The sequence below is a fragment of the Pseudomonas sp. RU47 genome, assembly GCF_004011755.1.
GTDB lineage: Bacteria > Pseudomonadota > Gammaproteobacteria > Pseudomonadales > Pseudomonadaceae > Aquipseudomonas.
Genome location: NZ_CP022411.1, coordinates 677,508 through 703,405, shown reverse-complemented (window position 1 = coordinate 703,405; position 25,898 = coordinate 677,508). Strand labels below are relative to the sequence as shown.

The 25,898-nt window shown below is 60.4% G+C and carries 23 protein-coding genes; 13 read left to right on the top strand and 10 right to left on the bottom strand.

Features of this window, described 5'->3' with window-relative positions; all coding sequences use genetic code 11:
- Positions 1-3: 3 nt before the first annotated feature.
- Complete coding sequence (locus CCX46_RS03070; RefSeq protein WP_127925658.1) at positions 4-4,806, bottom strand: DUF4329 domain-containing protein; 4,803 nt, start codon at positions 4,804-4,806, stop codon at positions 4-6.
- Between the two features lie 306 nt (positions 4,807-5,112).
- On the opposite strand from CCX46_RS03070, the gene urtA reads away from it, so the two are divergent.
- The 11 genes from urtA (at position 5,113) to ureC (ending at position 15,654) form a co-directional block, all read left to right on the top strand.
- On the top strand, positions 5,113-6,378 hold the full coding sequence (gene urtA / locus CCX46_RS03065; protein WP_127925657.1) for an urea ABC transporter substrate-binding protein: 1,266 nt from the start codon (positions 5,113-5,115) through the stop codon (positions 6,376-6,378).
- A 359-nt stretch (positions 6,379-6,737) separates the two neighbouring features.
- Entirely contained in the window at positions 6,738-8,240 is a 1,503-nt protein-coding gene (urtB, locus tag CCX46_RS03060) for an urea ABC transporter permease subunit UrtB (RefSeq protein ID WP_127925656.1), read from the top strand.
- Positions 8,240-9,319 (top strand): urea ABC transporter permease subunit UrtC, encoded by a 1,080-nt coding sequence (gene urtC, locus CCX46_RS03055; RefSeq protein ID WP_102899410.1) that lies wholly within the window; start codon positions 8,240-8,242, stop codon positions 9,317-9,319. Before urtB ends, urtC begins: the two co-directional genes overlap by 1 nt.
- A complete protein-coding gene (urtD, locus tag CCX46_RS03050) occupies positions 9,316-10,185 on the top strand; it encodes an urea ABC transporter ATP-binding protein UrtD (RefSeq protein WP_007918913.1) in 870 nt (289 codons plus the stop codon). Before urtC ends, urtD begins: the two co-directional genes overlap by 4 nt.
- Positions 10,186-10,319: 134 nt before the next feature.
- The gene (gene urtE, locus CCX46_RS03045; protein ID WP_127925655.1) at positions 10,320-11,018 is read left to right on the top strand and encodes an urea ABC transporter ATP-binding subunit UrtE; all 699 of its coding nucleotides are present in this window, start codon (positions 10,320-10,322) and stop codon (positions 11,016-11,018) included.
- Between the two features lie 43 nt (positions 11,019-11,061).
- Entirely contained in the window at positions 11,062-11,901 is an 840-nt protein-coding gene (locus CCX46_RS03040; RefSeq protein ID WP_127925654.1) for an urease accessory protein UreD, read from the top strand.
- Positions 11,902-12,124: 223 nt separating this feature from the next.
- Positions 12,125-12,427, top strand: coding sequence for an urease subunit gamma (gene ureA, locus CCX46_RS03035; protein ID WP_016984788.1), 303 nt, complete (start codon positions 12,125-12,127; stop codon positions 12,425-12,427).
- Between the two features lie 9 nt (positions 12,428-12,436).
- On the top strand, positions 12,437-12,970 hold the full coding sequence (locus CCX46_RS03030) for a GNAT family N-acetyltransferase (protein ID WP_127925653.1): 534 nt from the start codon (positions 12,437-12,439) through the stop codon (positions 12,968-12,970).
- A gap of 5 nt (positions 12,971-12,975) precedes the next feature.
- Positions 12,976-13,509, top strand: coding sequence for a GNAT family N-acetyltransferase (locus tag CCX46_RS03025; protein ID WP_127925652.1), 534 nt, complete (start codon positions 12,976-12,978; stop codon positions 13,507-13,509).
- The gene (locus CCX46_RS03020; protein ID WP_127925651.1) at positions 13,509-13,814 is read left to right on the top strand and encodes an urease subunit beta; all 306 of its coding nucleotides are present in this window, start codon (positions 13,509-13,511) and stop codon (positions 13,812-13,814) included. The genes CCX46_RS03025 and CCX46_RS03020 overlap by 1 nt, the downstream gene beginning before the upstream one ends.
- 139 nt (positions 13,815-13,953) lie before the next feature.
- On the top strand, positions 13,954-15,654 hold the full coding sequence (gene ureC, locus CCX46_RS03015; RefSeq protein ID WP_127925650.1) for an urease subunit alpha: 1,701 nt from the start codon (positions 13,954-13,956) through the stop codon (positions 15,652-15,654).
- A gap of 60 nt (positions 15,655-15,714) precedes the next feature.
- Here ureC and CCX46_RS03010 read toward each other — a convergent pair whose 3' ends face one another.
- The 3 genes from CCX46_RS03010 to CCX46_RS03000 all read right to left on the bottom strand — a co-directional run bounded on the left by CCX46_RS03010 (position 15,715) and on the right by CCX46_RS03000 (position 18,595).
- Positions 15,715-17,112 carry a hypothetical protein gene (locus CCX46_RS03010; RefSeq protein WP_224794655.1) on the bottom strand — a complete coding sequence of 466 codons (1,398 nt, stop codon included), beginning with the start codon at positions 17,110-17,112 and terminating at the stop codon, positions 15,715-15,717.
- A 203-nt stretch (positions 17,113-17,315) separates the two neighbouring features.
- Positions 17,316-17,621, bottom strand: a complete 306-nt coding sequence (locus CCX46_RS03005; protein ID WP_127925649.1) for a chaperone modulator CbpM — start codon at positions 17,619-17,621, stop codon at positions 17,316-17,318.
- A gap of 23 nt (positions 17,622-17,644) precedes the next feature.
- Complete coding sequence (locus tag CCX46_RS03000; protein WP_095121889.1) at positions 17,645-18,595, bottom strand: DnaJ C-terminal domain-containing protein; 951 nt, start codon at positions 18,593-18,595, stop codon at positions 17,645-17,647.
- Between the two features lie 292 nt (positions 18,596-18,887).
- On the opposite strand from CCX46_RS03000, the gene CCX46_RS02995 reads away from it, so the two are divergent.
- Positions 18,888-20,162 (top strand): Hsp70 family protein, encoded by a 1,275-nt coding sequence (locus CCX46_RS02995; protein WP_102899420.1) that lies wholly within the window; start codon positions 18,888-18,890, stop codon positions 20,160-20,162.
- A 135-nt stretch (positions 20,163-20,297) separates the two neighbouring features.
- On the opposite strand, the gene CCX46_RS02990 is transcribed toward CCX46_RS02995, so the two are convergent.
- From CCX46_RS02990 to CCX46_RS02980, 3 genes are all read right to left on the bottom strand, one after another.
- Positions 20,298-21,311 carry an AI-2E family transporter gene (locus CCX46_RS02990; RefSeq protein WP_127925648.1) on the bottom strand — a complete coding sequence of 338 codons (1,014 nt, stop codon included), beginning with the start codon at positions 21,309-21,311 and terminating at the stop codon, positions 20,298-20,300.
- Between the two features lie 330 nt (positions 21,312-21,641).
- On the bottom strand, positions 21,642-21,947 hold the full coding sequence (locus CCX46_RS02985; RefSeq protein WP_077570711.1) for a PsiF family protein: 306 nt from the start codon (positions 21,945-21,947) through the stop codon (positions 21,642-21,644).
- Positions 21,948-22,010: 63 nt separating this feature from the next.
- Complete coding sequence (locus tag CCX46_RS02980) at positions 22,011-22,805, bottom strand: AraC family transcriptional regulator (RefSeq protein ID WP_127925647.1); 795 nt, start codon at positions 22,803-22,805, stop codon at positions 22,011-22,013.
- A gap of 96 nt (positions 22,806-22,901) precedes the next feature.
- Between CCX46_RS02980 and CCX46_RS02975 the strand changes: the two genes are divergently transcribed.
- Positions 22,902-23,789, top strand: coding sequence for a DMT family transporter (locus CCX46_RS02975; protein ID WP_127925646.1), 888 nt, complete (start codon positions 22,902-22,904; stop codon positions 23,787-23,789).
- Between the two features lie 114 nt (positions 23,790-23,903).
- On the opposite strand, the gene CCX46_RS02970 is transcribed toward CCX46_RS02975, so the two are convergent.
- The 3 genes from CCX46_RS02970 to CCX46_RS02960 all read right to left on the bottom strand — a co-directional run bounded on the left by CCX46_RS02970 (position 23,904) and on the right by CCX46_RS02960 (position 25,818).
- A complete protein-coding gene (locus CCX46_RS02970; RefSeq protein ID WP_127925645.1) occupies positions 23,904-24,782 on the bottom strand; it encodes an esterase/lipase family protein in 879 nt (292 codons plus the stop codon).
- Positions 24,783-24,873: 91 nt separating this feature from the next.
- On the bottom strand, positions 24,874-25,179 hold the full coding sequence (locus CCX46_RS02965; RefSeq protein WP_127925644.1) for a DMT family transporter: 306 nt from the start codon (positions 25,177-25,179) through the stop codon (positions 24,874-24,876).
- Entirely contained in the window at positions 25,180-25,818 is a 639-nt protein-coding gene (locus CCX46_RS02960; protein WP_127925643.1) for an FMN-dependent NADH-azoreductase, read from the bottom strand. It lies immediately after the preceding gene.
- Positions 25,819-25,898 lie beyond the last annotated feature (80 nt).

Here is a 25,898-nt window from a genome sequence, read left to right as displayed (position 1 = left end):
GGCCTACAGCTCGTCTTTTCTGCGCACGGTGCCTTCAACCGATGATTGCTGACGACGTATTTTCCAGCCATCGCCCATCCGCCCCGTCTGACGCCAGTAGCGTCCGGCGACCAGCACGCGCAACTCGCCCAATTGCATGAGTTGCGAGACAAACTCGGCAGGGCTTAACCGACTGACCCATCGCCCGTCCTTGAAAACAAGCGATCGAGCCGACAGCAGCAGATCATTTTCGGCGGCGGAATAATCGGGGGTGTACTTGAGCAACACCTGCTCGGGTGTCGAATAGTAATAGGCCTGAATATTCAGCCCTTTGTTTTTCAGTGCGTGGGTGTGCGCATGCATTCGATCAGGCGCAGGGAAATTGCCCCTGACTTGCTCGACGTCCGCTGACAGCGTGATGTTGGGCGACAAATTGAACTGGTGGCTGGCCACACACGTGTAACCGTCGAACAGACTCAACGCAGGATTGCGTGATGAAGAATCCTTGGCAGTACTGAATAACTGCTCACGAAGACTGTCACCATTGTCGAAACCGGCAATCGGTTCAAGGGGCACAAAGCGCTGGCGCGTCGACCGCGCCAGAATCGCCCCTTCGTACCCGGTTCGGCCAAGTGTTTCTTTATCCACTCGCTGCTGGGCATAGCGCGCGGCATCGTCGGGGTGATTAAAAATCGGTCCCAGTGCCGGCACCGGATGACGTTGCCAACGCTGCTCGTGGGGCGTATCGGCAAGTTGCGGCTGCCAGTCTTCTGTCACCTGACCATGACGCGACCAGCAGTCACTGGTTTCAATGACCTCGAGTCGGCCAGCTTTGGCCATCCGCTGAACGTACCCGGCCAAACTGAACCGGCCTCTGGCCATATCGCGCTCATCGACCGTTGCCTGCTCAGGCGATACGAACGAGTTGGGAAGCAGCTTGATCTGGCCAAACTCGTCATAAAACTCGCCGGGCTCGAACGCATGCAATTGCCATTTCAACAGAGCGCCGTCGGCGCAGGACAAGTAAATCAGCTTGTACCCCTGAGGCGTGCTGGCGCGCCTGCAGGCTTGCTGAATATCGTTTGGCGCAAAAAGGAAATGGCGCACATCATCGGCCCGAACGCCAACCGGCGGCAACGGCGCACGCAGATACAGCGCGTCCCAGGCATATCCGCGCAGCCATCGGCCTTGGGGGAAAACCCGATCCAGCGCCAGCTCGGAACGCTGCGCTGTCAGCGGCAACGTGGCGAGGTACACGCCCTCGCGAGCGTACAGGACGAATCCGAACGTCAGTGTGTCGCGACTGACCGAAGCCTCATGCACGTAACGGGCAGTCGCATCGGCCTGAAGGAACAGCGGACTGCACACCGGGTCACGCATGGCTTGGGTGTAGTCAGCGGCAGATCGCAGATCGTTGGCATAAGGTGTCCATTGCTCCACGGCGCGGGGCGAGCCCCAGATTTCGCTGCCGGTCACAACCTGCAAATAGCCGATTCTGGCCAAGGAGTTGATCCAGGCAACCGGTTGCAACTCACCGTTGAGGATGCGCTGTCTGATCGCGTCTGCATCGAGATTGGCGGGAACCTTGGTGTTGTCCGACAGCGCCGCTGCAAGGTCAGCCCGCAAGCGCTCCCACAAACCCGGGTAATAGCAGATCAACGCACCGTCCGGGGCGAACAGGTATTCATCCCAATCCTTGAAACGGCGAGTGAACGCCGAGTACACGGTGTCAACCGACAGCATGTTCAGGTAAATCTGCTTCTGAACCGGCGAAAACGTGACCGACAATTCCCGAACGACCCGGGATCGATAGCGTGCCGCAATCTTGCAACCCAAGGGAAACAGGCCTGCGCGCTTGCTCTCATCCGGGAAGATCTCTGTGCTGTCGAAATTTTCCCGTGAAACTTCGACCGGTAGCGTGGCCACGTACAGCGCATCCGCTCGGCGCAGAATCAGGCCACCCCACGTCTTCTCGCTAGCGCTGGGCAGAAGCGATCGGACATACACCGCCGCGTCGTCAGCGCTTTGGAAAGCCGGGCTGAGCCAGCGCCGCTCCAGGTTTGCAAAAGGCTGCCAGGTCGGCTTGACCTTGCCCGGGCGATCCCAGCACTCGCTCGTTCTGATGACCGACAGTTCGCCACTGCTGGCCACCACATGGACGAAATCCGTCGCGACCTTCGCACCGGAAAGCAGATCGCGCTTGATGCTGTCGAGCGTCGCTTGCGAGGTGTTGTCATGAAACAGTTTACTGGTCGCGCTGCGCCGGTATTTCAACAGCGCACCCTCTCGGTTGGCGATATACAACGCTGCCGGCAAGTCCGAAGCGACCAGCGGACGCCGCGGCGAGTAATACATTGCAACGGTGAGATCGTCCGGCGTGATGAAGTAATGCGCCAGCCAGTCGGCGGGCCGCTCAGACAGATCCTTTACGCGCTGATGCGAATAAAAGCTGGCAAACAGATCGAAGCCTTCGGGATATCGATACCAGGGCTCGGTGGTCATAGAGGCAAACACGCTATCCAGATCGAACAGGTTGTCGCGCCGTTCACTGACCGGAATCAGTTCGGTAGCGATAAATTCCTCCCGCTCCCTGTGCTTGAGAATGAATCCGAACCATGCGCGCTTGTCGTCCTGCAAGCGCGTATCGCGAGCGTACTGACTCTGCGCCGCTTCGTCCGCCGACGCGAAGAGCGCGCCGTACAGAAGGTGCACCGGTCGTTTCCACGGCAACGGTGCTGGCGAAGTCGGCCCGGGCGGCGTCAGTTCGGGGTACGGCGGCAGATCCGGCTGGGATAACGGCGGACCAGGCAATTCGCGAGGCGGGGGCTCGGTTGACGCTGGCAGGGGCAACTCGGCGAATGCCCAGCCTGCAACTATCGGCCCTCGATACCCCCACAACGCATCATCAATCAGGCTCACCAACTCGCCGGCTGCCGCCTGCTCACGGACAAACGCCTGCGGCCGCTTGCTTCCCGCGTCCAGATCCCTGGCCAACGTGCCGGGGTGCTGGCGAGTGCCGAGGCGAGTGGCAAGATCCTTCGCGGCCAGGGTCACTGAAGGCGTGTAGCGGATCAGACTGTCCCGGCCGCCAGAGCAATACAGAACAAGCGTGTCGGCCAAAGCCTGGCGCACTTCTTCGACGTTCAACATCTGCAGGCTGAGCAACGCCTCCCGCGGCGTCCAGCGGTGATACCCGACGTGCACCGGATCGAGCCGCGACAACGCAACATGGGACACATAGCGCGCCTGCAAGCGATGATCATCGGGAAATATCGTCTGCCCGTGGTTGTCCAGCGGATAGAGCCGTCCCTGGCTCAGCGTGTCGATATCGCCTTCCCGCGGCTCGGTCACGACGAAGCGTTTGTCGCTGCGCTGAAAAACATACCCGGCATACTGTCGATCACGGCGAATGCCGATCTGTTCATGGGCATGCCGGGCTGCGTCATCGGCGCTCAGAAAATCCCGGCTCAGCACCGGCCAGGGGAAATGCGCGAAAGGTTGCCATTGCAGATCCACCGGCCCCAGTTGCGCCCACAAGGCACTGCCACGCACGACGTTGAGCCTGCCGGCCAACACCAGCATCGAGACAAACATACGCGGACGAAGCGTGTCAGCCAGCAGTCTGGATTGCACCCCGTTGTCGCCGATCGTGCCGTCGGCCTGTTCGACACTCAGCGCCGCTTCGACCGGACTGCCGCTGAACTGGTATTGCAGCATCGCGTAGTCTGTGGCCTGCATGAACAGCGACAATGGCCGGCTGGCAGCCAACCAGCGTTGACTGCGGGCACGGGCTGCGATGGCCAGAGCCATTTCCTGCGGGGTGAAAAAGTTCTCATAGAGCCACGGTTGCACCGGCGGAAACTGCGTCGGGTCAGGGCGTGACGCAAAGTAAAAGCCTTCCAGCGCATAGCCGGCCGGCAGGCGCAATTGACCGCTGGCCTCCAGCGGAAAGATTTTTTCCGGATCCCACGCGTCCAGCCCGGCAGGACGCGCATGGGTCGCGACATATTCTTCTGCACCGCGCTTTTTCAAGAGCAGGCCCGTCGTCTGCGCACCTCGGGATTTCAGCGCTGCGAGCACGGCACGTTCGGCATTGACGCAGACGCGCGTCATCAGAGGCAGCTCGGTGATCACACCGGCGGAAAAAGGTGCGCCGGCTTTCCAGGCTGCGGGGACCTGCCCAACGGAATGTCCCCAGTCGGCACTCGAAACAATGACTTTGAGTTCTCCCACGGTCGCGAGCTTGTTGATCAGGCTCATCAACTCATAAGCCCCCGACGGATGCCCAGAAGGCGCGCCGGATTGATGCCAGAGGTAGTAATCGCGCTCCTCAGGCGAGCCGCTCGACACATATTTGAGCAATGTGCCGTCGGCACCCGACAGATAAGCGCTGCGAAAAAAATCCCGCGCCGTCACATCGCCAATGAAGTCGGCCGCCGAAAAGAAACTGATGAAGAGCCTGACCAGCCTTTCATCCTGACGCGGATTGTCCTTGCGGAACTCATCATGCAGCGGCGGATGGCTATGCAAGCTGGCGACGCATCGGTAGCCCAGCGGATGGAGCATCATGCCAGCGGCATCGATTTCGAGAAGGGAGCCAAAGTCGAAGCGTGTGGGTTCACCCGCTATCGGTGAGGTGACCACGAATTTTCCATCCGGACGCAGCAGAATAACGCTGCCGTACTCCTTGTCCGATTTCCGCGCAATGCGCGTGTGGGCCCAATATGCCGCGTCCTCCTCAGTCAGAAACGCCGGGCTCAGAGGGGGCAGCTTGAATTTTGCGGAAGTCCTTGCAGCGCGGCCGGATCGGCCAGACACATCATTCATAAAAAATCCTGGGAGAAAATCGGGATGGCTGCGAATGAGTGTGTGCCTGCGGACCAAGCGAGCCGCGGTACATGTTTATCGTTTATGTATCCGCATCTATAGCGTCAGGCCGCGCCCCAATCTGGCGCACCTCGACGCACCAACGCCCACACCCTGTCCGTTCGTGGTGCGCACCGCGGTCATGCGACCGCTCTGAAACGACATTTTCCTGCCCGATCCCGACCGGGCACAGCCCTTGCAAAACACACCTTCAGTCGTCCGCATCTGCCAACCAGAAAAACTTCAAACGTTCATGGAGATCGCACAATGAAGCGTCGCAGTTTGATCAAGGCTTTCACACTCACGGCATCCGTTGCCGCGATGGGCATGACCTGGACCGTCCAGGCCGCCGAGACCATCAAGGTCGGGATTCTGCATTCGTTGTCCGGCACCATGGCGATCTCCGAAACGTCGCTCAAAGACATGGCGCTGATGACCATCGACGAGATCAACGCCAAGGGCGGCGTCAACGGCAAGATGCTTGAGCCGGTGGTGGTTGATCCGGCGTCGAACTGGCCGCTGTTCGCCGAAAAGGGCCGCCAGTTGCTGACCCAGGACAAGGTCGCCGTGGTGTTCGGCTGCTGGACCTCGGTGTCGCGTAAATCGGTGCTGCCGGTGTTCGAAGAGCTCAACGGTTTGCTGTTCTACCCGGTGCAATACGAAGGCGAAGAGATGTCGCCGAACGTCTTCTACACCGGCGCTGCACCGAACCAGCAAGCGATCCCGGCGGTTGAATACCTGATGAGTGAAGAAGGTGGCAGTGCCAAGCGCTACTTCCTGCTCGGCACCGACTACGTCTACCCGCGCACCACCAACAAGATCCTGCGCTCGTTCCTGCACTCCAAAGGCGTGGCCGACAAGGACATCGAAGAGGTCTACACGCCGTTCGGTCACAGCGACTATCAAACCATCGTCGCCAACATCAAAAAATTCTCCGCTGGTGGCAAGACTGCGGTGATCTCGACGGTCAACGGCGACTCCAACGTGCCGTTCTATAAAGAGCTGGCCAACCAGGGTCTGAAGGCGACCGACGTACCGGTTGTGGCGTTCTCGGTCGGCGAAGAAGAACTGCGCGGCATCGACACCAAACCGCTGGTGGGCAACCTCGCGGCGTGGAACTACTTCGAGTCGGTAGAGAACCCGCAGAACAAGAAATTCGTCGCGGACTGGAAAGCCTACGCGAAGAAACACAACCTGCCGGGCGCCGACAAAGCCGTGACCAACGACCCGATGGAAGCCACTTACGTCGGCATCCACATGTGGGCGCAGGCGGTTGAGAAAGCCAAATCGACAGACGTCGACAAAGTCCGCGAGGCCCTCGCCGGCCAGACCTTTGCCGCGCCGTCGGGCTACACGCTGACCATGGACAAGACCAACCACCACCTGCACAAACCGGTGATGATCGGCGAGATTCAGGCTGATGGTCAGTTCAACGTGGTGTGGCAGACCGAAGGGCCGATTCGCGCGCAACCGTGGAGCCCGTTCATTCAGGGCAACGACAAGAAGCCCGATTATGCGGTGAAGAGCAACTGAGGCGGATTCAGTTTTTGAGGTGGGCTTTAGATTTCCCCCTCACCCCAGCCCTCTCCCTCAGGGAGAGGGGAAAGGGAGCCGATCTTCATGTTTTTCAAAGCCTGAGTTCGGCTCGAATTCGCAGGTCGCAGCACATCGTCCAGACACCTCGGCCAGCCCCCTCTCCCTCCGGGAGTGGGGGAAGGGAGCAGATCTCTATGGCTTTCAGATCCTGAGTTCGACGCAGGAATGTCAGGTCGGTGTTGGATGACCTGACAACCCGGTCAGTCCCCTCTCCCTCTGGGAGAGGGTTAGGGTGAGGGGCGGATTCACAGCCGAACACCGCTCCATCGGCCACCGCAAGAAAGGAAACACCACTAATGCCCACTGCCATACACCGCTTTCTCATAGCCATCGCACTATTGCTGCCGATGCTGGCCCACGCCGGCGACGCCGAAGACTTCGTCGCGGCCAATCCTGTGCAGCAAGCCAAACTGCTGGAAACCTGGGCCGCGCAGCCCGATCCGGCCCGTATCGAATTGATCAACGCCCTGCAGCAAGGCGAACTGACCATCGACGGCCAAGTGAAAACCCTGCGCCTGAACAATCGCCTGCGGGGTCTGATCGACACCGCTCTGGCCAGCCACCAATTGCTCGCCGCCGACGCCAAAATCCGTCTGAGCGCCGCGCAGCAATTGCAGAAAAGCGCGAAACCCGCGCAGCTGAAATTCCTCGACCAGCAACTCGCTGGTGAAAAAGATGAAAACGTCCATGCCGCCCTGAGCCTGGCGCTGGCCAATCTGCAATTGGTCGATACCGATCCGGCCGTGCGCCTCGCCGCAGTACGCCTGCTCGGCGAAACCGGCGATCCACTGGCGCGCACGCGTCTCGAAGGTTTGCTCGAACCCGGCGTTGAAGCCGACGCCAACGTACGCACCGCTGCCGAAACCAGCCTAGCTCAAGTCAAACGCAAACTGCTGATCGGCGAGATCCTCGGTCAAGCCTTCAGCGGCATGTCCCTCGGTTCGATTCTGCTGTTGGCGGCACTCGGTCTGGCGATCACGTTCGGCCTGCTCGGCGTGATCAACATGGCCCACGGCGAGATGCTGATGCTCGGTGCCTACTCGACGTACGTGGTGCAGTTGATGTTCCAGCGCTACGCACCACAGGCGATTGAGTTCTACCCGTTGATCGCGCTGCCGGTGGCGTTCTTCGTCACAGCGGCGATCGGCATGGCGCTGGAGCGCACGGTGATTCGCCACCTCTACGGCCGCCCCCTGGAAACCTTGCTCGCCACCTGGGGCATCAGCCTGATGCTGATTCAACTGGTGCGCTTGCTGTTCGGCGCGCAAAACGTTGAAGTGGCCAACCCGGCATGGCTGTCCGGCGGCATTCAAGTGCTGCCGAATCTGGTTCTGCCATACAACCGCATCGTGATCATCGCCTTCGCCTTGTTCGTCGTCGTGCTGACGTGGCTGCTGCTGAACAAAACCCGCCTCGGCCTCAACGTTCGCGCCGTCACCCAGAACCGCAACATGGCGGCCTGCTGCGGTGTGCCGACCGGGCGCGTGGACATGCTCGCGTTCGGCCTCGGCTCGGGCATCGCCGGCCTCGGCGGTGTGGCGCTGAGCCAGATCGGCAACGTCGGCCCGGACCTCGGCCAGAGCTACATCATCGACTCGTTCCTGGTGGTGGTACTCGGCGGCGTCGGTCAATTGGCCGGTAGCGTGCTCGCCGCGTTCGGCCTGGGCATCGCCAACAAAATTCTCGAACCGCAGATCGGTGCGGTGCTCGGCAAGATCCTGATCCTCGCGCTGATCATTCTGTTTATCCAGAAACGTCCGCAAGGCCTCTTCGCACTGAAAGGACGGGTGATCGACTGATGAACCAGCCTCTGTTAGTCACGGCCACGCAAAAGGCCGGCCCGAAAGTCACGATCGCCGTCGGTGCGGTGATCCTCGCCCTGCTGATCGCCCTGCCGCTGCTGTCGTTGTTGCCGGCGGAAAATGCCCTGTCGGTCTCGGCGTACACGCTGACGCTGGTTGGCAAAATCCTCTGCTACGCCATCGTCGCCCTGGCGCTGGATCTGGTCTGGGGTTATGCCGGTTTGCTGTCGCTGGGTCACGGTCTGTTCTTCGCCCTCGGCGGTTATGCGATGGGCATGTACCTGATGCGTCAGGCTGCCGGTGATGGCTTGCCGGCGTTCATGACTTTCCTGTCGTGGAGCGAATTGCCGTGGTACTGGACCGGCACCAGCAGCTTCGTCTGGGCGATGTGTCTGGTGGTATTGGCGCCGGGCTTGCTGGCGCTGGTGTTCGGTTTCTTCGCCTTCCGCTCGCGGATCAAAGGCGTGTATTTCTCGATCATGACCCAGGCCCTGACCTTCGCCGGCATGCTCTTGTTTTTCCGCAACGAGACCGGGTTTGGCGGCAACAACGGGTTCACCAATTTCCGCACGATTCTCGGTTTCGGCATCACTGAACCGGGCACTCGCGCGGTGTTGTTTCTGGCCACGGTGTTGTTGCTGGTGGCGAGTCTGTTCATCGGCTGGCGCCTGGCGCAGAGCAAGTTCGGTCGCGTGCTGACAGCATTGCGCGATGCGGAAAACCGCTTGATGTTCTGCGGCTACGACCCGCGCGGTTTCAAGTTGTTCGTGTGGGTGTTGAGCGCGGTGTTGTGTGGTCTGGCCGGTGCGTTGTACGTGCCGCAAGTCGGGATCATCAACCCCAGCGAAATGTCGCCGACCAACTCGATTGAAGCGGCGGTGTGGGTAGCCCTCGGCGGTCGCGGCACCTTGATCGGGCCGTTGCTCGGCGCCGGTGTGGTCAACGGCATGAAGAGCTGGTTCACCGTGGCGTTCCCGGAATATTGGCTGTTCTTTCTCGGCGCGCTGTTCATCGTCGTGACGCTGTACCTGCCCAAAGGCGTGATCGGTCTGCTGAAGAAACGAGGTGAACAATGAGAGTCACGGCGAGCGCGGAATTCATGTTGGAACCGGCCTTCTTTCCCGTCGAACCGAACAAGGACGCCGGCACCAGCCGCGATTCGATCGGCCTCGGCCAGCGCGTCGGTCCGGGCCTCGACACCCGTCACGGCACGATCCTCACACTGGAAGACATCAGCGTCAGCTTCGATGGCTTTCGCGCACTGAACAATCTCAATCTGTACATCGGCGTCGGCGAATTGCGCTGCATCATCGGCCCCAACGGTGCGGGCAAAACCACGCTGATGGACGTGATCACCGGCAAGACCCGCCCGAGTCACGGCAAGGCGTGGTTCGGCGAAACGCTGGATCTGACGCAAATGAGCGAAGTGCAGATCGCCCAGGCTGGCATCGGCCGCAAGTTTCAGAAGCCGACAGTGTTCGAGGCGCTGAGCGTGTTTGAAAACCTGGAGCTGGCACAGAAAACCGACAAGTCGGTGTGGGCCAGTTTGCGTGCGCGTTTGAGTGGCGAGCAAAAGGACCGGATCAGCGAAGTGCTGGAGACGATTCGCCTGACCACCTCGGTCAATCGTCAAGCCGGGTTGCTCTCTCATGGACAGAAGCAGTTTCTCGAGATCGGCATGCTGTTGATGCAGGACCCGCAATTGTTGCTGCTCGATGAGCCGGTGGCGGGGATGACTGATGCGGAAACCGAGTTCACTGCTGAACTGTTCAAGAGCCTGGCGGGCAAGCATTCGTTGATGGTGGTGGAGCATGACATGGGGTTTGTCGGCTCGATTGCCGACCATGTGACCGTGCTGCACCAAGGCAGCGTTTTGGCGGAAGGCTCGCTTGAACAAGTGCAAGAAAACGAGCGCGTGATCGAGGTCTACCTCGGCCGCTAAGGACTCAGATCGTTCCCACGCTCCGCGTGGGAATGCCGCCATGGACGCTCTGCGTCCGCCGTTATGTGACGCGGAGCGTCACGGGATGCGTTCCCACGCAGAGCGTGGGAACGATCACCGGGGAGAATTTGAACATGCTGCAAGTCGACAAGCTGCACCAGTACTACGGCGGTAGCCACATCCTGCGTGGCCTCTCGTTCGACGTGAAAGTCGGCGAAGTCACCTGCCTGCTTGGCCGCAACGGCGTCGGTAAAACCACTCTGCTCAAGTGCCTGATGGGTCTGCTGCCGGCCAAAGAAGGCGTGGTGAATTGGGAAGGCAAACCGATCACCACCTTCAAGCCACACCAGCGCGTTCACGCCGGGATCGCCTACGTGCCACAGGGCCGGGAGATCTTCGGACGCCTGACCGTGGAAGAAAATCTGCTGATGGGACTGTCACGCTTTCCCGGCAGTGAAGCCAAAGAAGTCCCAGGTTTCATTTATGAATTGTTCCCGGTGCTGCTACAAATGAAGCAGCGTCGCGGCGGTGACCTCTCCGGCGGTCAGCAGCAACAGCTTGCGATTGGCCGCGCCTTGGCCAGTCGTCCACGTTTGCTGATCCTCGACGAACCCACCGAGGGCATCCAACCCTCGGTGATCAAGGAGATCGGCGCAGTGATCAAGCAACTCGCGGAGCGCGGTGATATGGCGATTTTGCTGGTCGAGCAGTTCTACGATTTCGCCGCAGAACTGGCCGATCAATACCTGGTGATGTCCCGAGGCGAGATCGTTCAGCAGGGTCGCGGTGAAAATATGGAGGCCGAGGGTGTACGCGGGCTGGTAACGATCTAGTACAACGAACTAATCTGTAGCTTCCTAACGATAATTACACACCATGAATTCGACTGTTGCACCTGCCCTGTTTACCCCGAGCTGGCACGCCGAGCTGGAACTCGCCTACGCCCGTTTCGGCGACTGCACGCGCCCGGTCCTGCGCCGGCACCTCGGCCCGCTAAGGGTGCAAAAGCACCTCTACGCCGAAGGCCCCGAGGTCTGCCAGCACATCATCGTCCACCCGCCCGGCGGGATTGCCGGCGGTGATCGACTGGACATCAGCGCCCGCGTCGAGCAAGACGCCTGGGCGCAGATCACCAGCCCCGGCGCGGCCAAGTGGTATCGCGCCGGTGGGCCGGCTTATCAGCAGCTCGACTTGAAAGTGGCGGCCGGGGCGACGCTGGAATGGCTGCCGCAGGAGACCATCGTCTACAGCGCCGCACAGGCGGAGCTCAGCACTTCGATTGATCTTCAAGGTGACGCGCGACTGTTCTACTGGGACGTGGTTGCGCTGGGTCGTCCGGCCAGTGGCGAGCGTTTCGACCGTGGGCATTTTCAGGCGCACCTGGATATTCGCCGCGATGGCCGATTGCTCTGGCATGAGCGCCAGCGCATTGTCGGTGGCGACGGTTTGCTTGATTCGCCGATCGGACTGGATGGCAATCCGGTGTTTGCGACGTTGTTGGTGACCGGTGAGATTGATGCCGAGTTGCTTGAGCGTTGTCGCTCGCTGGGCCATGAAGTGCGTGGGGATTTGACCCAGTTGCCTGGGCTGCTGGTGGCTCGTTGTCTGGCCAGCGAAGCGTTGCTCGCCCGTGCGTGGCTCATCGATTTATGGCGCTTGCTGCGCCCGGTGCTGCTGGGCCGCGAAGCGGTATCGCCGCGAATATGGAGTACCTGAAAAAGCCCCTCACCCCCCGCCCTCTCCCGGAGGGAGAGGGAGCCTGACCGAGTCGTTTGAAATGAATTTAACTGCCTGAACGAATACCGCTGACTGAACCGGCCATTGAAAACAACCGAGATCAGTCCCCTCTCCCTCGGGAGAGGGCTAGGGTGAGGGGCTGCTCCAACTGGCACCCCTCGCCCGCAAGAACCTCACAAAACTGCCCTGACGGAACCCCACAATGGACCTGACCCCACGCGAAAAAGACAAACTGCTGATCTTCACCGCCGGCCTCGTCGCTGAACGGCGACTGGCACGCGGCGTGAAACTCAATTACCCGGAAGCCATGGCTTACATCTCTGCCGCGCTGCTCGAAGGTGCGCGTGACGGTCAGACCGTCGCTGAGCTGATGCACTTCGGCACCACCCTGCTCAGCCGCGAGCAAGTGATGGAAGGCATCGCGGAAATGATCCCGGAAATCCAGGTCGAAGCGACGTTCCCCGACGGCACCAAACTGGTCACCGTTCACCAACCGATCGTCTGAGGCCGCGCCATGACTTACTCCATTCGCGATGCTGTTCACGCCGACCTGCCGGCGATCCGTGACATCTACAACGACGCCGTACTCAACACCACGGCGATCTGGAACGAACAGGCCGTCGACCTCGGCAATCGTCAAGCGTGGTTCAGCGCGCGTCAGGCCCAGGCTTATCCGATTCTGGTGATCGCCGACGCCGACAACAGCGTGCTCGGCTACGCTTCGTTCGGTGACTGGCGGCCGTTCGACGGCTTCCGTCACACCGTCGAGCACTCGGTCTACGTGCGCAGCGATCAGCGCGGCAACGGCCTCGGCCCGCAACTGATGACCGCGCTGATCGAGCGGGCCAGGACCTGCGGCAAACACGTGATGGTCGCCGCCATTGAAAGCGGCAACGCCGCCTCGATTCGCCTGCACGAACGCGCCGGTTTCAGCATCACCGGGCAGATGCCGCAGGTCGGCACCAAGTTCGGCCGCTGGCTCGACCTGACCTTCATGCAACTGACCCTCAACCCTGGCGCGGAGCCGCCTGACACCAACAAGGAGTGACACCGATGAATGCCGCCCAGCTGCGCCGCGTCAACGCGGAAAGTTTTGCCCACTACCGTCAGGGTCTGATCGATCTGCTGCTCGATGCCGTGGGTTACGGCGCCAGCGTCGGCTTCATGGCCGATCTCGATGCCGCGCAGGCACACGCTTACTTCGATGACGTTCAGGACAATGTGAACAAAGGCAGCGTGCTGCTCTGGGTGGTGGTCCAGGACGAGCAAGTGCTGGCCAGTGTGCAACTGGGGTTGTGCCAGAAAGCCAACGGCCTCAATCGCGCCGAAGTGCAGAAACTGCTGGTGCGTGAACACGCCCGTCGGCGCGGGCTCGGACAGCAATTGATGAGCGCGCTGGAGCGGGAAGCGCGCCATCACAAGCGCGGCATGCTCTACCTCGACACCGAGGCGGGTTCGCCGGCTGAAGATTTCTACAAGTCGTTGGGCTACAGCCGCGCCGGCGAAATTCCTGATTACGCCTGCGACCCGAACGGCACCTATCGCGCGACCGCCCTCTATTACAAGATTCTGCAAGGAGCCCAGTGATGATTCCTGGCGAGTACCAGATCCAGCCCGGCGATATCGAACTCAACGTCGGCCGCCGCACCCTAAGCCTGAAAGTCGCCAACAGCGGCGACCGGCCGATTCAGGTCGGCTCGCACTATCACTTTTTTGAAACCAACGACGCGCTGACCTTCGATCGCGCGGCCAGCCGGGGCATGCGTCTGAATATTCCGGCGGGCACGGCGGTGCGTTTTGAGCCGGGGCAGAGTCGTGAGGTGGAGCTGGTCGATTACGCCGGGCATCGGCGGGTGTTCGGGTTTGCAGGACGAATCATGGGCGACCTGTAACTAACGCGGTGTCCGCACTGGCCCATTCGCGAGCAGGCTCGCTCCCACATGAGAACGCGATCAAATGTGGGAGCGAGCCTGCTCGCGAAAGCGAGTAATGCGAGCGATCTCAAAACCAATTGAATCCCAAGGCGAACGAATGAAAATCTCCCGTCAAGCCTACGCCGACATGTTCGGCCCCACCGTCGGCGACAAGGTGCGCCTGGCCGACACCGAGCTGTGGATCGAGGTCGAAAAAGACTTCACCACCTACGGCGAAGAAGTGAAGTTCGGTGGCGGCAAAGTCATCCGCGATGGTCAGGGCCAAAGTCAGTTACTGGCTGCCGAAGTGGTCGACACCCTGATCACCAACGCGCTGATCATTGACCACTGGGGCATCGTCAAAGCCGACGTCGGCCTCAAGGACGGGCGCATCGCCGCGATCGGCAAGGCCGGCAACCCGGATGTGCAGCCGAACGTGACCATCGCCATCGGTGCCGGCACCGAAGTGATCGCCGGTGAAGGCATGATCCTCACCGCTGGCGGCATCGACACGCACATCCATTTCATTTGCCCGCAGCAAATCGAAGAAGCGCTGATGAGCGGCGTCACCACCATGATCGGCGGCGGCACCGGTCCGGCCACCGGGACCAACGCCACCACCTGCACCTCCGGACCGTGGCATCTGGCGCGCATGCTTCAAGCTGCCGACGCCTTCCCGATGAACATCGGCCTCACCGGCAAGGGCAACGCCAGCCTGCCGGAGCCGTTGATCGAACAGGTCAAGGCCGGCGCGATCGGCCTGAAACTGCACGAAGACTGGGGCACTACGCCGGCGAGCATCGACAACTGCCTGAGCGTCGCCGATCAGTTCGACGTGCAAGTGGCGATCCACACCGACACCCTCAATGAATCCGGTTTCGTCGAAACCACCCTCGGCGCGTTCAAGGGCCGCACTATCCACACCTATCACACCGAAGGTGCCGGTGGCGGCCATGCGCCGGACATCATCAAGGCCTGCGGTTTCCCCAACGTGCTGCCGAGTTCGACCAACCCGACCCGCCCGTTTACCCGTAACACCATCGATGAACACCTCGACATGCTGATGGTCTGCCACCACCTCGACCCGAGCATTGCCGAAGACGTCGCGTTTGCCGAAAGCCGCATCCGCCGCGAAACGATTGCCGCCGAAGACATCCTCCATGACCTCGGCGCGTTCTCGATGATCAGCTCCGACAGCCAGGCCATGGGCCGCGTCGGCGAAGTCATCACGCGCACCTGGCAGACCGCCGACAAGATGAAAAAACAGCGTGGCCCGCTGCCGCAGGATGGCGAAGGCAATGACAACTTCCGCGCCAAACGCTACATCGCCAAGTACACGATCAACCCGGCGATCACCCATGGCATCAGCCATGAAGTCGGTTCGATCGAGGTCGGCAAGTGGGCGGATCTGGTGCTCTGGCGCCCGGCATTCTTTGGCGTGAAGCCGACACTGATCCTCAAGGGCGGCGCGATTGCCGCCAGCCTGATGGGCGACGCCAACGCCTCGATCCCGACGCCACAACCGGTGCACTACCGCCCGATGTTCGCCAGCTACGGTGGCTCTCTGCATGCCACCAGCCTGACCTTTATCAGTCAGGCGGCACAGGAAGCCGGGCTGCCTGAGGCATTGGGGTTGAAGAAGAAAATCGGCGTGGTCAAAGGCTGTCGTGATGTGCAGAAAACCGATCTGATTCACAACGACTACTTGCCGGACATCGATGTCGATCCGCAGACGTATCAGGTCAAGGCTGATGGCGTGCTGTTGTGGTGTGAGCCAGCGGAAACACTGCCGATGGCGCAGCGCTATTTCCTGTTCTGACAAGCGTCGCCGTCTGAATACGGACGTTGAAATCCGTATTCAGCGGCGTTGCCTGATCAATCAGGGAAATGCCCACGACATCTGTTGCTCGTTGTAGTTGTAATCCAGGCGTAGCTCAGTGCCTGCCGGTATGTCGTGCGAGGCGAACACGGCGTTGAGGATAAAGTCCTTGGTCACCAATTGCTTGCCGACCCACTGCTGCGCCTCGATATTGAATGGCACCGCTACAACGTTATAGCCATCCGGCGCCTGGCGAACGGGCTTGCCTGTAGCGTCGTACTCAAAGTTGGAGTTGATTCTGGAAATGATGTTGTCGCCCAGTATAGCCAACGGGTCGGGCAGAAATTGTCCCGGCCCATACTGCAAACGCATTCCGGCCAGCATGCTGAACGTCTGTTCATGGGGCCCTACGAAGCGTGCCGGGGTAATGACACCGCCATAGACACCAATCGCCTCACCCTTGGCGATGCGTCTGTTCGCCACCACCATGGACTGCCCGATCAAGGCTTTTTCACCGGGCACTTTTACATCGGCCGCGGTGAACAATCGCCATTGCAGCTTCTGCTCATAAAGCATCGCGACGTCTTCATGACCTTCAAACTTGATATAGGGCTTGATCTGTTCGGAGGTAAACAAATCGCCTTCTACAAGACGCACTTTGGTCTCCAGTTTACGGATGCGGATCGGTCTACCGGCAATGTCCCGCAGCGGGTACTTGCCGTTATTTGCGCGGTTGTAAGTGCCCAGTTGATTACCGAGAAACGAATAGCGTGTTTCACTGCGCATCATCATCAGCTCTTGAGTCGTGTACGGTTTGATCGGCATGGATTCGGAGGCCAGATAAAACTGCTCCGACGCACCGGCGTCATTGCGCGGCAACTCTTCCAGGGCCAACTCGAACTCATCGTCACTTTTGTGCGGAGAGCGACGACTCTTGCGCGGCATGACAGCCTGCGGCGTGGAAACGGAGAAGTCCTGCAATTCAAACCAGTGATTGCTCGCGAGATCAAATGCAAGCGCCGGCCCTGACGGCTGCAGTTCGCTCGCCAGACGGGCCCTGTGCAGACCGGTTTGCGGATCGACGGCAAGCAACACCGTGCCGCCACCCTGAATATCGGCGTACTGCCGGCCCTTGAAAGTGCGAAAACCCTCGGCATCGGCGCCGGGTAACGCGCTCGACGCGGGGATCAGGTATTGCTGCAGCCCAGGGGCATCGGAAGTACTGACCCCGGCGGAAACGGACGTCGACTCGTGCACATGCACTCTCGACGTCGCCGCAGCCACCGAGGACTCAGGCGTGCCATCAGCCGTTTCAGGCGTAGTACCGGGCGTTTTGCGAAGAAAGGGGTCTGGGGCGAAATGCGGTGTCCCGGTTCCTGAAGAGTCCGCATCAGCGGATGTACGCGGGCTCGCGGGCGCATCGACCCGGCCCGTTGGCGGTTTGGGTTTGACTGGCATTTTTACGTTTCCTTGTAAGCGTTACGCAGCGCCCGCCGGCATGGCTGGCGCTGCGGCGACCGGCGTCCATTGCCGATCCTTACTCGAAACTATCAGAGAGATTCGCCGGTTAAAACCGGAGAAACACCTGCAAACAATAACCTTGCACAAGCGGCTACGCTTCGCGAACAAGGTCGATCCGGCCATGCAAACCCAGCGCAAAACTACTCGACCACCAAACGCCCAAGGCGCTGGCGCAACATGCGGTTTTCAGCGCGCAATAAACGCACCTCTTCCAGCAGATCCAGCGCCAGGGCGACGCCTTCCCACTCCAGCTCCAGATCACGACGCAACTTCACCGCCCGTTTGGCCAAGGCCAATTCGTAATCGGTGAAGCGCCATTCCCGGGGCTGCGCGCCCTGAGGTTCGAGGATGCCGTGCTCGACGATTTCGATCACGTAGACGTCCGACAAATCGGCCGCCTCACAGAATTCTGCCAGGTCCAGTTGAACGATCAGGGGGCTGCTCATGATGGGCTACTCCGTCGTCGAATTCAGAAGTTCTCTCGCGGGTTGAACGCGGCTTTCTTGGCCAGTTCCTGCCACAGTGCCTTGACCTCGTCGTCGGAGGTTTTCGGCATCACGGCTTTGAGTTGCACGAACAGATAACCGCGCTCGCCGGCCTTGTTTTTCAGGCCATGACCTTTGGCGCGCATGCGCTGGCCATTCTGGCTGCCGGCCGGGACCTTGAGGTTGATCTTGCCGGTCAGGGTCGGCACCGCTACTTCAGCACCCAGCGCCAGTTCCCACGGCGCCAGCGGCAAGGTGATGATCAGGTTTTCGCCTTCGACATCGAATTTCGGGTGCGGCGCAAAACGAATGGTCAGGTACAGATCGCCATTCGCCCCGCCACCGACGCCCGGGGCGCCCTGGCCTTTGAGGCGAATGCGCTCGCCGTCGGTAACGCCCGCCGGGATCTTCACGTTCAGGCTCTTGCTGGTGTTACTGACGTGCTGGCCGTTGGCGTTGTATTGCGGCACCTGGAAGGTGACTTTCTTCGATTCGTTCGCCAGCGTCTCCTCGAGGAAGATCGGCAGTTCCATTTCCACGTCTTGCCCTCGGCGCCCTGCACTGCGTTGTTGCCGACCTTCACCGCCACCGAAACCGGGGCCGCGATTGCCGAAGATCGAACTGAAGAAGTCCGAGAAGTCACCGGTGTCGCCACCGCCACCGCCAAAGCCGCCTCGGCTCTGCCAGCCCGGTGGCCCCTGGAACGGCTGACCATGTTGGCCATAACGGCGCAGCTCGTCGTATTCGGCGCGTTTGTCGGCGCTTTTCAGCGCTTCATAGGCTTCCGAGGCGTCTTTGAATTTGGCCTCGGCGTCCTTTTCCTTGCTGACATCGGGGTGGTATTTGCGCGCCAGCTTGCGATAGGCAGCCTTGATTGCCTTGTCGTCTGCTGTCGGCTCCACGCCGAGTATCTTGTAATAGTCTTTGAAGTCCATTGAAGGAATCACCATCCGTTATCGATTTCGCGCCGATGCCAGCATGCGCCGATTCGCGCGTGCCGGGTTGACCGATCTCAAGGTTGTGACCGGGTGGCGCAGCAGAAGTTTATCGGCAGTGGACGGCGGTTCTTGCGACCGCCGGTGGTTCTGCCGGCCCATGCCAGCAAGTTTGGGGCAAAGCTTGAGGTTTCAAGGCAGTTTAGTCGTGAAATAGCAGATGACCGGCCTTCGAATCTGGCGCGCACTGACATACACTGCGCGGCCGTTTTTTTGACCGGAACCGAAAGACATGAAAGACGCCTCTCCAGCCCGTGCCTGCGGCATCGACTTCGGCACGTCCAACTCCACCGTCGGCTGGCTGCGCCCCGGCATGGAAACGATGATCGCGCTGGAAGACGACAAGATCACCCTGCCGTCGGTGGTCTTCTTCAACATCGAGGAGCGCCGCCCGGTGTACGGTCGTCTGGCGCTGCACGAGTACCTGGAAGGCTACGAAGGCCGCCTGATGCGCTCGTTGAAGAGCCTGCTCGGTTCCAAGCTGATCAAGCACGACACCAGCGTCCTCGGCACGGCAATGCCGTTCAAGGACTTGCTCGGCCTGTTCATCGGCCAGTTGAAGAGCCGCGCGGAAACCGCCGCCGGTCGGGAGTTCGAACAAGTGGTGCTCGGCCGTCCGGTGTTCTTCGTCGATGACGATCCGCTGGCGGACCAGGAAGCCGAAGACACTTTGGTCGATGTGGCGAAAAAGATCGGCTTCAAAGAGGTCTCGTTCCAGTACGAACCAATCGCCGCCGCCTTCGACTACGAGTCGACCATCGAAAAAGAAGAGCTGGTACTGATCGTCGACATCGGCGGTGGTACCTCCGACTTCTCGCTGGTGCGGCTGTCGCCGGAGCGTCGCGGTTTCGATAACCGTCACGATGACATCCTCGCCACCGGCGGCGTGCACATCGGCGGGACCGACTTCGACAAACAGTTGAGCCTGCAAGGCCTGATGCCGTTGTTCGGCTACGGCAGCCGGATGAAGAGCGGCGCCTACATGCCGACCAGCCACCACATGAACCTGGCGACCTGGCACACCATCAACTCGGTGTACTCGCAGAAATCCAGCCTGGCGCTGGGCAGCATGCGCTACGACATCGAAGACACTGGCGGCATCGATCGCCTGTTCAAGTTGATCGAACAGCGCGCCGGGCACTGGCTGGCGATGGAAGTCGAAGAGACCAAAATCCAGCTGACCCATACCGACAGTCGCCATGTGCCGCTGGACCGCATCGAAGCCGGTTTGAGTGTTGAGCTGACCCGAGCGCTGTTTGAATCGGCGATTGATGCGCTGCTGGAGCGGGTGCGCGGCAGTGTTACGCAGCTGTTGAACGATGCCGGTGTGGCGGTGGATCAGGTCGACACGGTGTTCTTCACCGGCGGTTCGAGCGGGATTCCGGCGCTGCGCAACAGCGTCTCGGCGATGCTGCCGAATGCGCGGCATGTCGAAGGGAATATCTTTGGCAGCATTGGTAGCGGATTGGCGATTGAAGCCATGAAACGCTATGGCGCCATGAACTGACCTGAAATCGGCGTCGCGCCCTTCGCGAGCAGGCTCGCTCCCACATGGGATCGCATTTCAACTGAAGGAATGCGCTCAAAATGTGGGAGCGAGCCTGCTCGCGAAGAGGCAAGCTCAAACACTACAAATTCTGAATCAAACCATCCCGCCCAGCTTCAACTCACTCTTCATGTACGCATAATAAATCGGCCCCGCCACCACCCCCGGCAAGCCGAATGCGGCCTCGAACACCAGCATCGCCAGCAGCAACTCCCACGACTTGGCACTGATCTGCCCGCCGACAATCCGCGCGTTGAGGAAGTACTCGAGCTTGTGGATAAAGATCAGATAACCCAGCGCGGCAATCGCCACCCAGATCGACAGCGACAGGCCGACGATAGTAATCAGCGTGTTCGACATCAGATTGCCGATCACTGGCAGCAGGCCGAGCAGGAAGGTCAGCACGATCAGGGTTTTGGTCAGCGGCAGTTTGATGCCGAACATCGGCAGGATCACCGCGAGAAAAATTCCGGTGAAGAAGGTGTTGAGCAGGGAAATCTTGATCTGCGCGAAGACGATGTTGCGAAACGCCTGCACCAACAGGTGCAAACGGTCAAAAAGCGCGGCGGCCAGCGGTTTGCGTTTGGTCACGTCGGGGATGCGCTGCAAGGCGATGATCGCGCCGAGCACCATGCCGATCAGCAGCGTCACGAACATGTGCGCCGCATCCTTGCCGACCAGTTGCAGGTCAGACAGGTGCTTGCTCATCCACTCGCCGATCGCCACGCGAAACTCCGCAGCACTGGCCGGCAGGTAGGCGTCGATGAACGGTGGCAATTGCCCACGCGCGCGATCAACCACGCCCATGAATTTGTCGAGTGACGCGCCGGGGTTTTCTGCTTCGTGCAGGAGAAAACTGATCGCGCCGGCGAAGATCAGCGCCAGCACACTCACCACCAGGGTGCCGAGCAAAGCCACCGCCAGCCAGCGCGCGCGTCGGCCTTCGATCAGCCGTTGCAGTTGCGGAGTGAGCATGTTGACCAGCTCATAGACCAACAAACCGGCCAACAGACTGGGCAGCAAGCGCAGCGGCAGCACCAGCAGCAAACCGCCGAAAATGATGATGCAACTGACCCAGAACACTACATGACGCTCAGAAAACGTTGGCATACAGCCTCAAAACGAACGGCGTAAAAGGATTGGCAGTCTGCCAGCGTTCCCGGGGGAGCACTAGGTATATGCGGTGTTTCGGGTTTTGCTGCACGGCTTGAGATCCAGCCCTCACCCTAGCCCTCTCCCGGAGGGAGAGGGGACCGATCGAGGAATGGCGAAGAAATCCGGTGACCTGCCAGTGCTGTATTGAATTCAGAATCGGCCGGATAGTTCAGGTCGATGGATATCTGAAAACACCGCGGTCAGTCCCCTCTCCCTCTGGGAGAGGGTTAGGGTGAGGGCAAATCTCAAGCGGACGCCTCGACCCCGACCCTCAACAGAACCGGATTATTTTTTCTTCAGGCAATCACTCATGAAGGTCTTGCGCGCATCGCCGGTCAGGGCTTTGGTGGCGGCATCGGCGTTGCAGGTCTTCATTTTCTGCTGCTGCGGGGTCAGGGCCTTGGCATCGTTGGCCGCTGGCGCTGCCTTGAGGCAGGTGCTCATGAAGGTTTTGCGCTCATCGCCTTTCAGACTCTTGGCGGTCGCATCGGCATTGCAAGTGGTCATTTTGTTCTGTTGCGCCGTGGCGGCGAAACCCTGGGAACACAGGAGCAAACCAATCATCAACAACGGCACACGCAACATCTTCATGGAGTTTTCTCCTTGTCGCCGCACCGATGGGGGCGGCCTCTGCTGGAGTGTAGCCAAATCTTGTTACACCTTCCTGCCTTCGAGATGGCTACGGCGATACTGCTCCGGCGTACACCCCGCCTGCCGCGCGAACATGGCGATGAATGCGGAGCCGCTGCTGTAACCGAGATCGAAGGCGATTTCCTGCACGCTGCGCGATGTTTCCAGCGCCTCGATCGCGGCGAGATAGCGCAAGCGCTGACGCCACTCGCCAAAACTCATCCCCAGCTCCCGAACGAATTGCCGGGCCAGCGTGCGTTCACTGACATGCACTTGCAGCGCCCAATGCGCCAGTGGCTGATTGTTGCCCGGTTCGGCCTGCAAGGTTTCGAGGATCGCCAGCAACCCCGGACTGCTCGCGTACGGCAGATAACACTCATGCACCGGCGCCTGTTGCAGTTGATCGACCAGAACCTGCGCCAGTCGTTGATCGGCATCGAGCGCAGGAATCTTCACGTCGCGGGCGGCGAAGTCCTTGAGAATCGCTTTGAGGATGTCGCTGATCGCCAGAGTACAGGCGCGTGTCGGCAGTTCGGCGCAGACCTTCGGGTCGAGGCACACCGCGCGATAGTTGACCGGTTGATGGCTGTAGAAACTGTGCTCGATCTGCGGCGGCACCCACACCGCGTATTGCGGCGGCGACATGAAGCGACTGCCATCGACGTCCATGTGCAACACGCCGTGTGCGGCATACTCCAGCGTGCCCCACGGATGGCGGTGCGGCGCGGCGTATTCATGGGCGTTGAAATCGGCGTAGCGGAAGTACACCGCCGACGGCAGTTCGCTGAAATCCAGCAGATCGATGTGTTTACTGTTCATGCTGTCCGGTTTCAGAGGCAGGTTGTCCGGTTCGAAGTATAGGCCTGCATCCAGACAACGGATAATTGCCTTTCATCAACGTACTGGTTTCAACTCATGCAATACGCGTTTCCGCTGCTGGCGATTTTTATCTGGGCCGGCAATACCGTGATCAACAAACTGGCCGTCGGGGCGATTTTTCCCGCCGAGATCGGTTTCTACCGCTGGCTGCTGGCCGGCTTGCTGTTCACCCCGTTCATGCTCAAAGCGGTGATCGCGCACTGGCCGCAGATCCGTCCGAACCTGGGCAAGATTTTCGTCCTCGGCGTACTTGGCATGGCGGTGTATCAAAGCCTCGCCTATTTCGCTGCGACTCTGACTACCGCGACCAACATGGGCATCATCCTGTCGCTGATGCCATTGATGTCGCTGGCCATGGCGATCATCAGCCTTGGGCAGCGCCTGACGGCGGGAGCACTGGTCGGTGCAGTATTGTCATTTGCTGGCGTGCTGGTGGTGGTGTCGTCGGGCAGCCTCGGCGCACTGCTGCAACACGGCGTGAACATGGGTGATGCGATGATGCTGATCGCGACCCTGGCCTATGCGATCTACAGCACGCTGCTGAAAAAATGGCAGCTGCGCCTGCCGCCGCTGGTGTTGCTGTATTTGCAAGTGCTGGTGGCAATTGTCGTGCTGTTTCCACTGTATGCCGCTTCGCCGAAGACCGGTTTGACCCTGCAGAACATTCCGCTGGTGTTGTATGCGTGTCTGTTGGCGTCGATGCTCGCGCCGCTGGCGTGGATGCAGGCTGTGCAGCGTCTGGGGCCGAGCCGCACGACGTTGTTCTTTAACCTGCTGCCGTTGATTACCGCGCTGATTGCAGCGGTGGTGTTGAAGGAACAGTTGGCGATGTATCACCTGGTGGGTGGGCTGTTGACGTTGGGCGGGGTGATTCTTTCCGAGCGCTGGACCACCGTGTTGGGCCGCAAATTAAGCGTTGCCTGATAGGCCCTCTTCGCGAGCAGGCTCGCTCCCACAGGTGTCCGCATTCCTTCTGTTGGAATGCATTCGAATGTGGGAGCGAGCCTGCTCGCGAAGAACGATGACGCGGTCTCAGGGCTAAACCCCGGCAGCCTCAAGCCGCGCCGCATGCTCGACAAACAGCCGCACCGGATCCGCACCCTTGCCGACCAGCCCCAGCGACTGATTGACGATATCGAAGTGGTCCAGCGGATAGTCATCGCCAATCACCGTCCCAAGATGCGAGCTATACCGCCCGACCATCCCATCGCACTGCCCCGGCTCACGCACGAAGGTTTTCGCAAACAGGCGACAGCTGCGATTGGTCCCATCAAACAGATTGCCGCCACGATCAGTCTTGCCCGGCTGCAACGTCCCCGACCACGAGTAGTAGCGCACGCCATTAACCTCCTCCGGCCCGTGCCCGCCCCACGACTCAGGCAAGCCCTGTGGATAACGCTGATTGAACAGCGCCACGCCCTCAGTGGTCAGCGATTGGTGCGAGGCGTGGATATCCACCTGCAATTTCGGCCCGCGATAACCGGTCTCCAAAACAGCCATCAACCACCCGACCAACCGTAGCAACGCCTCAAGCAGCCGCCCCTTGGCGCTGTCGGCCGGATAATTTTTTTCCAGATAATCGGCCAGCTCGGAGCCATGATTGGGCCCGGCCACCGACGTGACGGACGCCACCAGATCCGGCCGTTTCGCCGCCGCATAGCGCGCCGTCAGTGAGCCCTGACTGTGGCCGAACAGGTTGACCTTTTGCGCCCCGGTCTCGCGCAATATCTCATCGATGCGCGCGAGCAACTGTTCGCCGCGCACCTCAGTCGAGTTGAGCGGCGATACCTGCACGGCAATCACCGTCGCACCACCACGGCGCAGTGCCTTGATGATGCCGTACCAGTATGGATAGAGAACCAGCCGGATAAACCCGAGCATGCCCGGCACCAGCACCAGTGGATAACGCGTCGACATGGGCAAACATCCTTGTGGTCGGTGAATGGATGCAAGACGTGCAAAACGCCCGCCAAGCATCCTCCGTGATGATGACAACTCAACGACCAGCCTACTTCAGGCCTGCCACCCCCGCCACAATCAGCCCGACCGAAACCAGTTTGACCAGCGTCAGGCTCTCGCCGAGCAGGGCAAAACCGAGGAACACCGTGCCCAGTGAGCCAATTGCCGTCCAGATCGGGTAGGCAATGCTCACCGGCAACTCGCGCATTGCCAGGGTCAGGAAATAAATCCCGCCGACCGCCGCGACCACGGTGATCAGCGAGGGCCAGAGCCGAGTAAACCCTTCGGCGTACTTCATGCCCATGGCGAAGATCACTTCAAACCCGGCGGCGATCAGCAAGAACAGCCAGGCCACCTAGAACACCCGGGCGAGGTCGAGCAAGCGCTGCTCGGCCTCGGCCACCGACACCGCGAAGGTGCGTTCGGCAGATTCTTCGCCCTCGGCCGCGACCACGGTGACGTCGTTGATGCCGATGAAACCCAGCGCCGTGCGCAGCCATGGGTCGGCGTGGTTCAAGGCTTCCAGCTCGCCACCCGGGCCGAAACCAAAGCCGCCGCGACTGGTGACGATCAGCGCCTTCTTGCCCTGCAACAGCGGCGTGTATTGGGCAACGCCGTTGTCCAGCGTGTGATCGAAGGTCAGGCCCAGGCGCACGATCTGATCGACCCAGGCCTTGAGGCCGCTGGGCACGCTGAAGTTGTACATCGGCGTGGAAATCAGCAGCAGGTCGTGATCGAACAACTCGCCGACCAGTTGATCGCTCAGGGCCAGATCCGCCTGCATCGACAATGGACGCGCTTCAGGCTGTGGATAAAACGCGGCGGCGACAAAGGCTTCGTTGACCGCCGGAATCAGTGCCCGCCCGACCTCGCGGCGAGTCACCTGCGCCTGCGGATGACGCACCTGCCAGGCACTGAGAAAATGTTCCGCCAGGTGCCGCGAGTGAGAACGGTCACCCCGGGGGCTGGCATGGATCGCAAGAATTTTGCTCATCTGAAACTCCTTGAGGCTAGACTTTGATGGCTGTGTCGCTGCAGATTGCAGGCAGCACACCGTTGCCTCAAATGAGCAAA

Excerpts from the sequence above, each read along its gene's own strand:
- CCX46_RS03010 (WP_224794655.1), bottom strand. The coding sequence starts at position 17,112 with ATGCCAGTCAAACCCAAACCGCCAACGGGCCGGGTCGATGCGCCCGCG.
- urtC (WP_102899410.1), top strand. The coding sequence starts at position 8,240 with ATGAACCAGCCTCTGTTAGTCACGGCCACGCAAAAGGCCGGCCCGAAA.
- CCX46_RS02960 (WP_127925643.1), bottom strand. The coding sequence starts at position 25,818 with ATGAGCAAAATTCTTGCGATCCATGCCAGCCCCCGGGGTGACCGTTCT.
- CCX46_RS03020 (WP_127925651.1), top strand. The coding sequence starts at position 13,509 with ATGATTCCTGGCGAGTACCAGATCCAGCCCGGCGATATCGAACTCAAC.
- CCX46_RS02975 (WP_127925646.1), top strand. The coding sequence starts at position 22,902 with ATGCAATACGCGTTTCCGCTGCTGGCGATTTTTATCTGGGCCGGCAAT.
- CCX46_RS02980 (WP_127925647.1), bottom strand. The coding sequence starts at position 22,805 with ATGAACAGTAAACACATCGATCTGCTGGATTTCAGCGAACTGCCGTCG.
- urtA (WP_127925657.1), top strand. The coding sequence starts at position 5,113 with ATGAAGCGTCGCAGTTTGATCAAGGCTTTCACACTCACGGCATCCGTT.
- CCX46_RS03070 (WP_127925658.1), bottom strand. The coding sequence starts at position 4,806 with ATGAATGATGTGTCTGGCCGATCCGGCCGCGCTGCAAGGACTTCCGCA.
- CCX46_RS03040 (WP_127925654.1), top strand. The coding sequence starts at position 11,062 with ATGAATTCGACTGTTGCACCTGCCCTGTTTACCCCGAGCTGGCACGCC.
- CCX46_RS03005 (WP_127925649.1), bottom strand. The coding sequence starts at position 17,621 with ATGAGCAGCCCCCTGATCGTTCAACTGGACCTGGCAGAATTCTGTGAG.
- CCX46_RS03025 (WP_127925652.1), top strand. The coding sequence starts at position 12,976 with ATGAATGCCGCCCAGCTGCGCCGCGTCAACGCGGAAAGTTTTGCCCAC.
- CCX46_RS02985 (WP_077570711.1), bottom strand. The coding sequence starts at position 21,947 with ATGAAGATGTTGCGTGTGCCGTTGTTGATGATTGGTTTGCTCCTGTGT.
- CCX46_RS02995 (WP_102899420.1), top strand. The coding sequence starts at position 18,888 with ATGAAAGACGCCTCTCCAGCCCGTGCCTGCGGCATCGACTTCGGCACG.
- urtE (WP_127925655.1), top strand. The coding sequence starts at position 10,320 with ATGCTGCAAGTCGACAAGCTGCACCAGTACTACGGCGGTAGCCACATC.
- ureC (WP_127925650.1), top strand. The coding sequence starts at position 13,954 with ATGAAAATCTCCCGTCAAGCCTACGCCGACATGTTCGGCCCCACCGTC.
- CCX46_RS03030 (WP_127925653.1), top strand. The coding sequence starts at position 12,437 with ATGACTTACTCCATTCGCGATGCTGTTCACGCCGACCTGCCGGCGATC.
- CCX46_RS02970 (WP_127925645.1), bottom strand. The coding sequence starts at position 24,782 with ATGTCGACGCGTTATCCACTGGTGCTGGTGCCGGGCATGCTCGGGTTT.
- urtB (WP_127925656.1), top strand. The coding sequence starts at position 6,738 with ATGCCCACTGCCATACACCGCTTTCTCATAGCCATCGCACTATTGCTG.
- urtD (WP_007918913.1), top strand. The coding sequence starts at position 9,316 with ATGAGAGTCACGGCGAGCGCGGAATTCATGTTGGAACCGGCCTTCTTT.
- ureA (WP_016984788.1), top strand. The coding sequence starts at position 12,125 with ATGGACCTGACCCCACGCGAAAAAGACAAACTGCTGATCTTCACCGCC.
- CCX46_RS02990 (WP_127925648.1), bottom strand. The coding sequence starts at position 21,311 with ATGCCAACGTTTTCTGAGCGTCATGTAGTGTTCTGGGTCAGTTGCATC.
- CCX46_RS03000 (WP_095121889.1), bottom strand. The coding sequence starts at position 18,595 with ATGGACTTCAAAGACTATTACAAGATACTCGGCGTGGAGCCGACAGCA.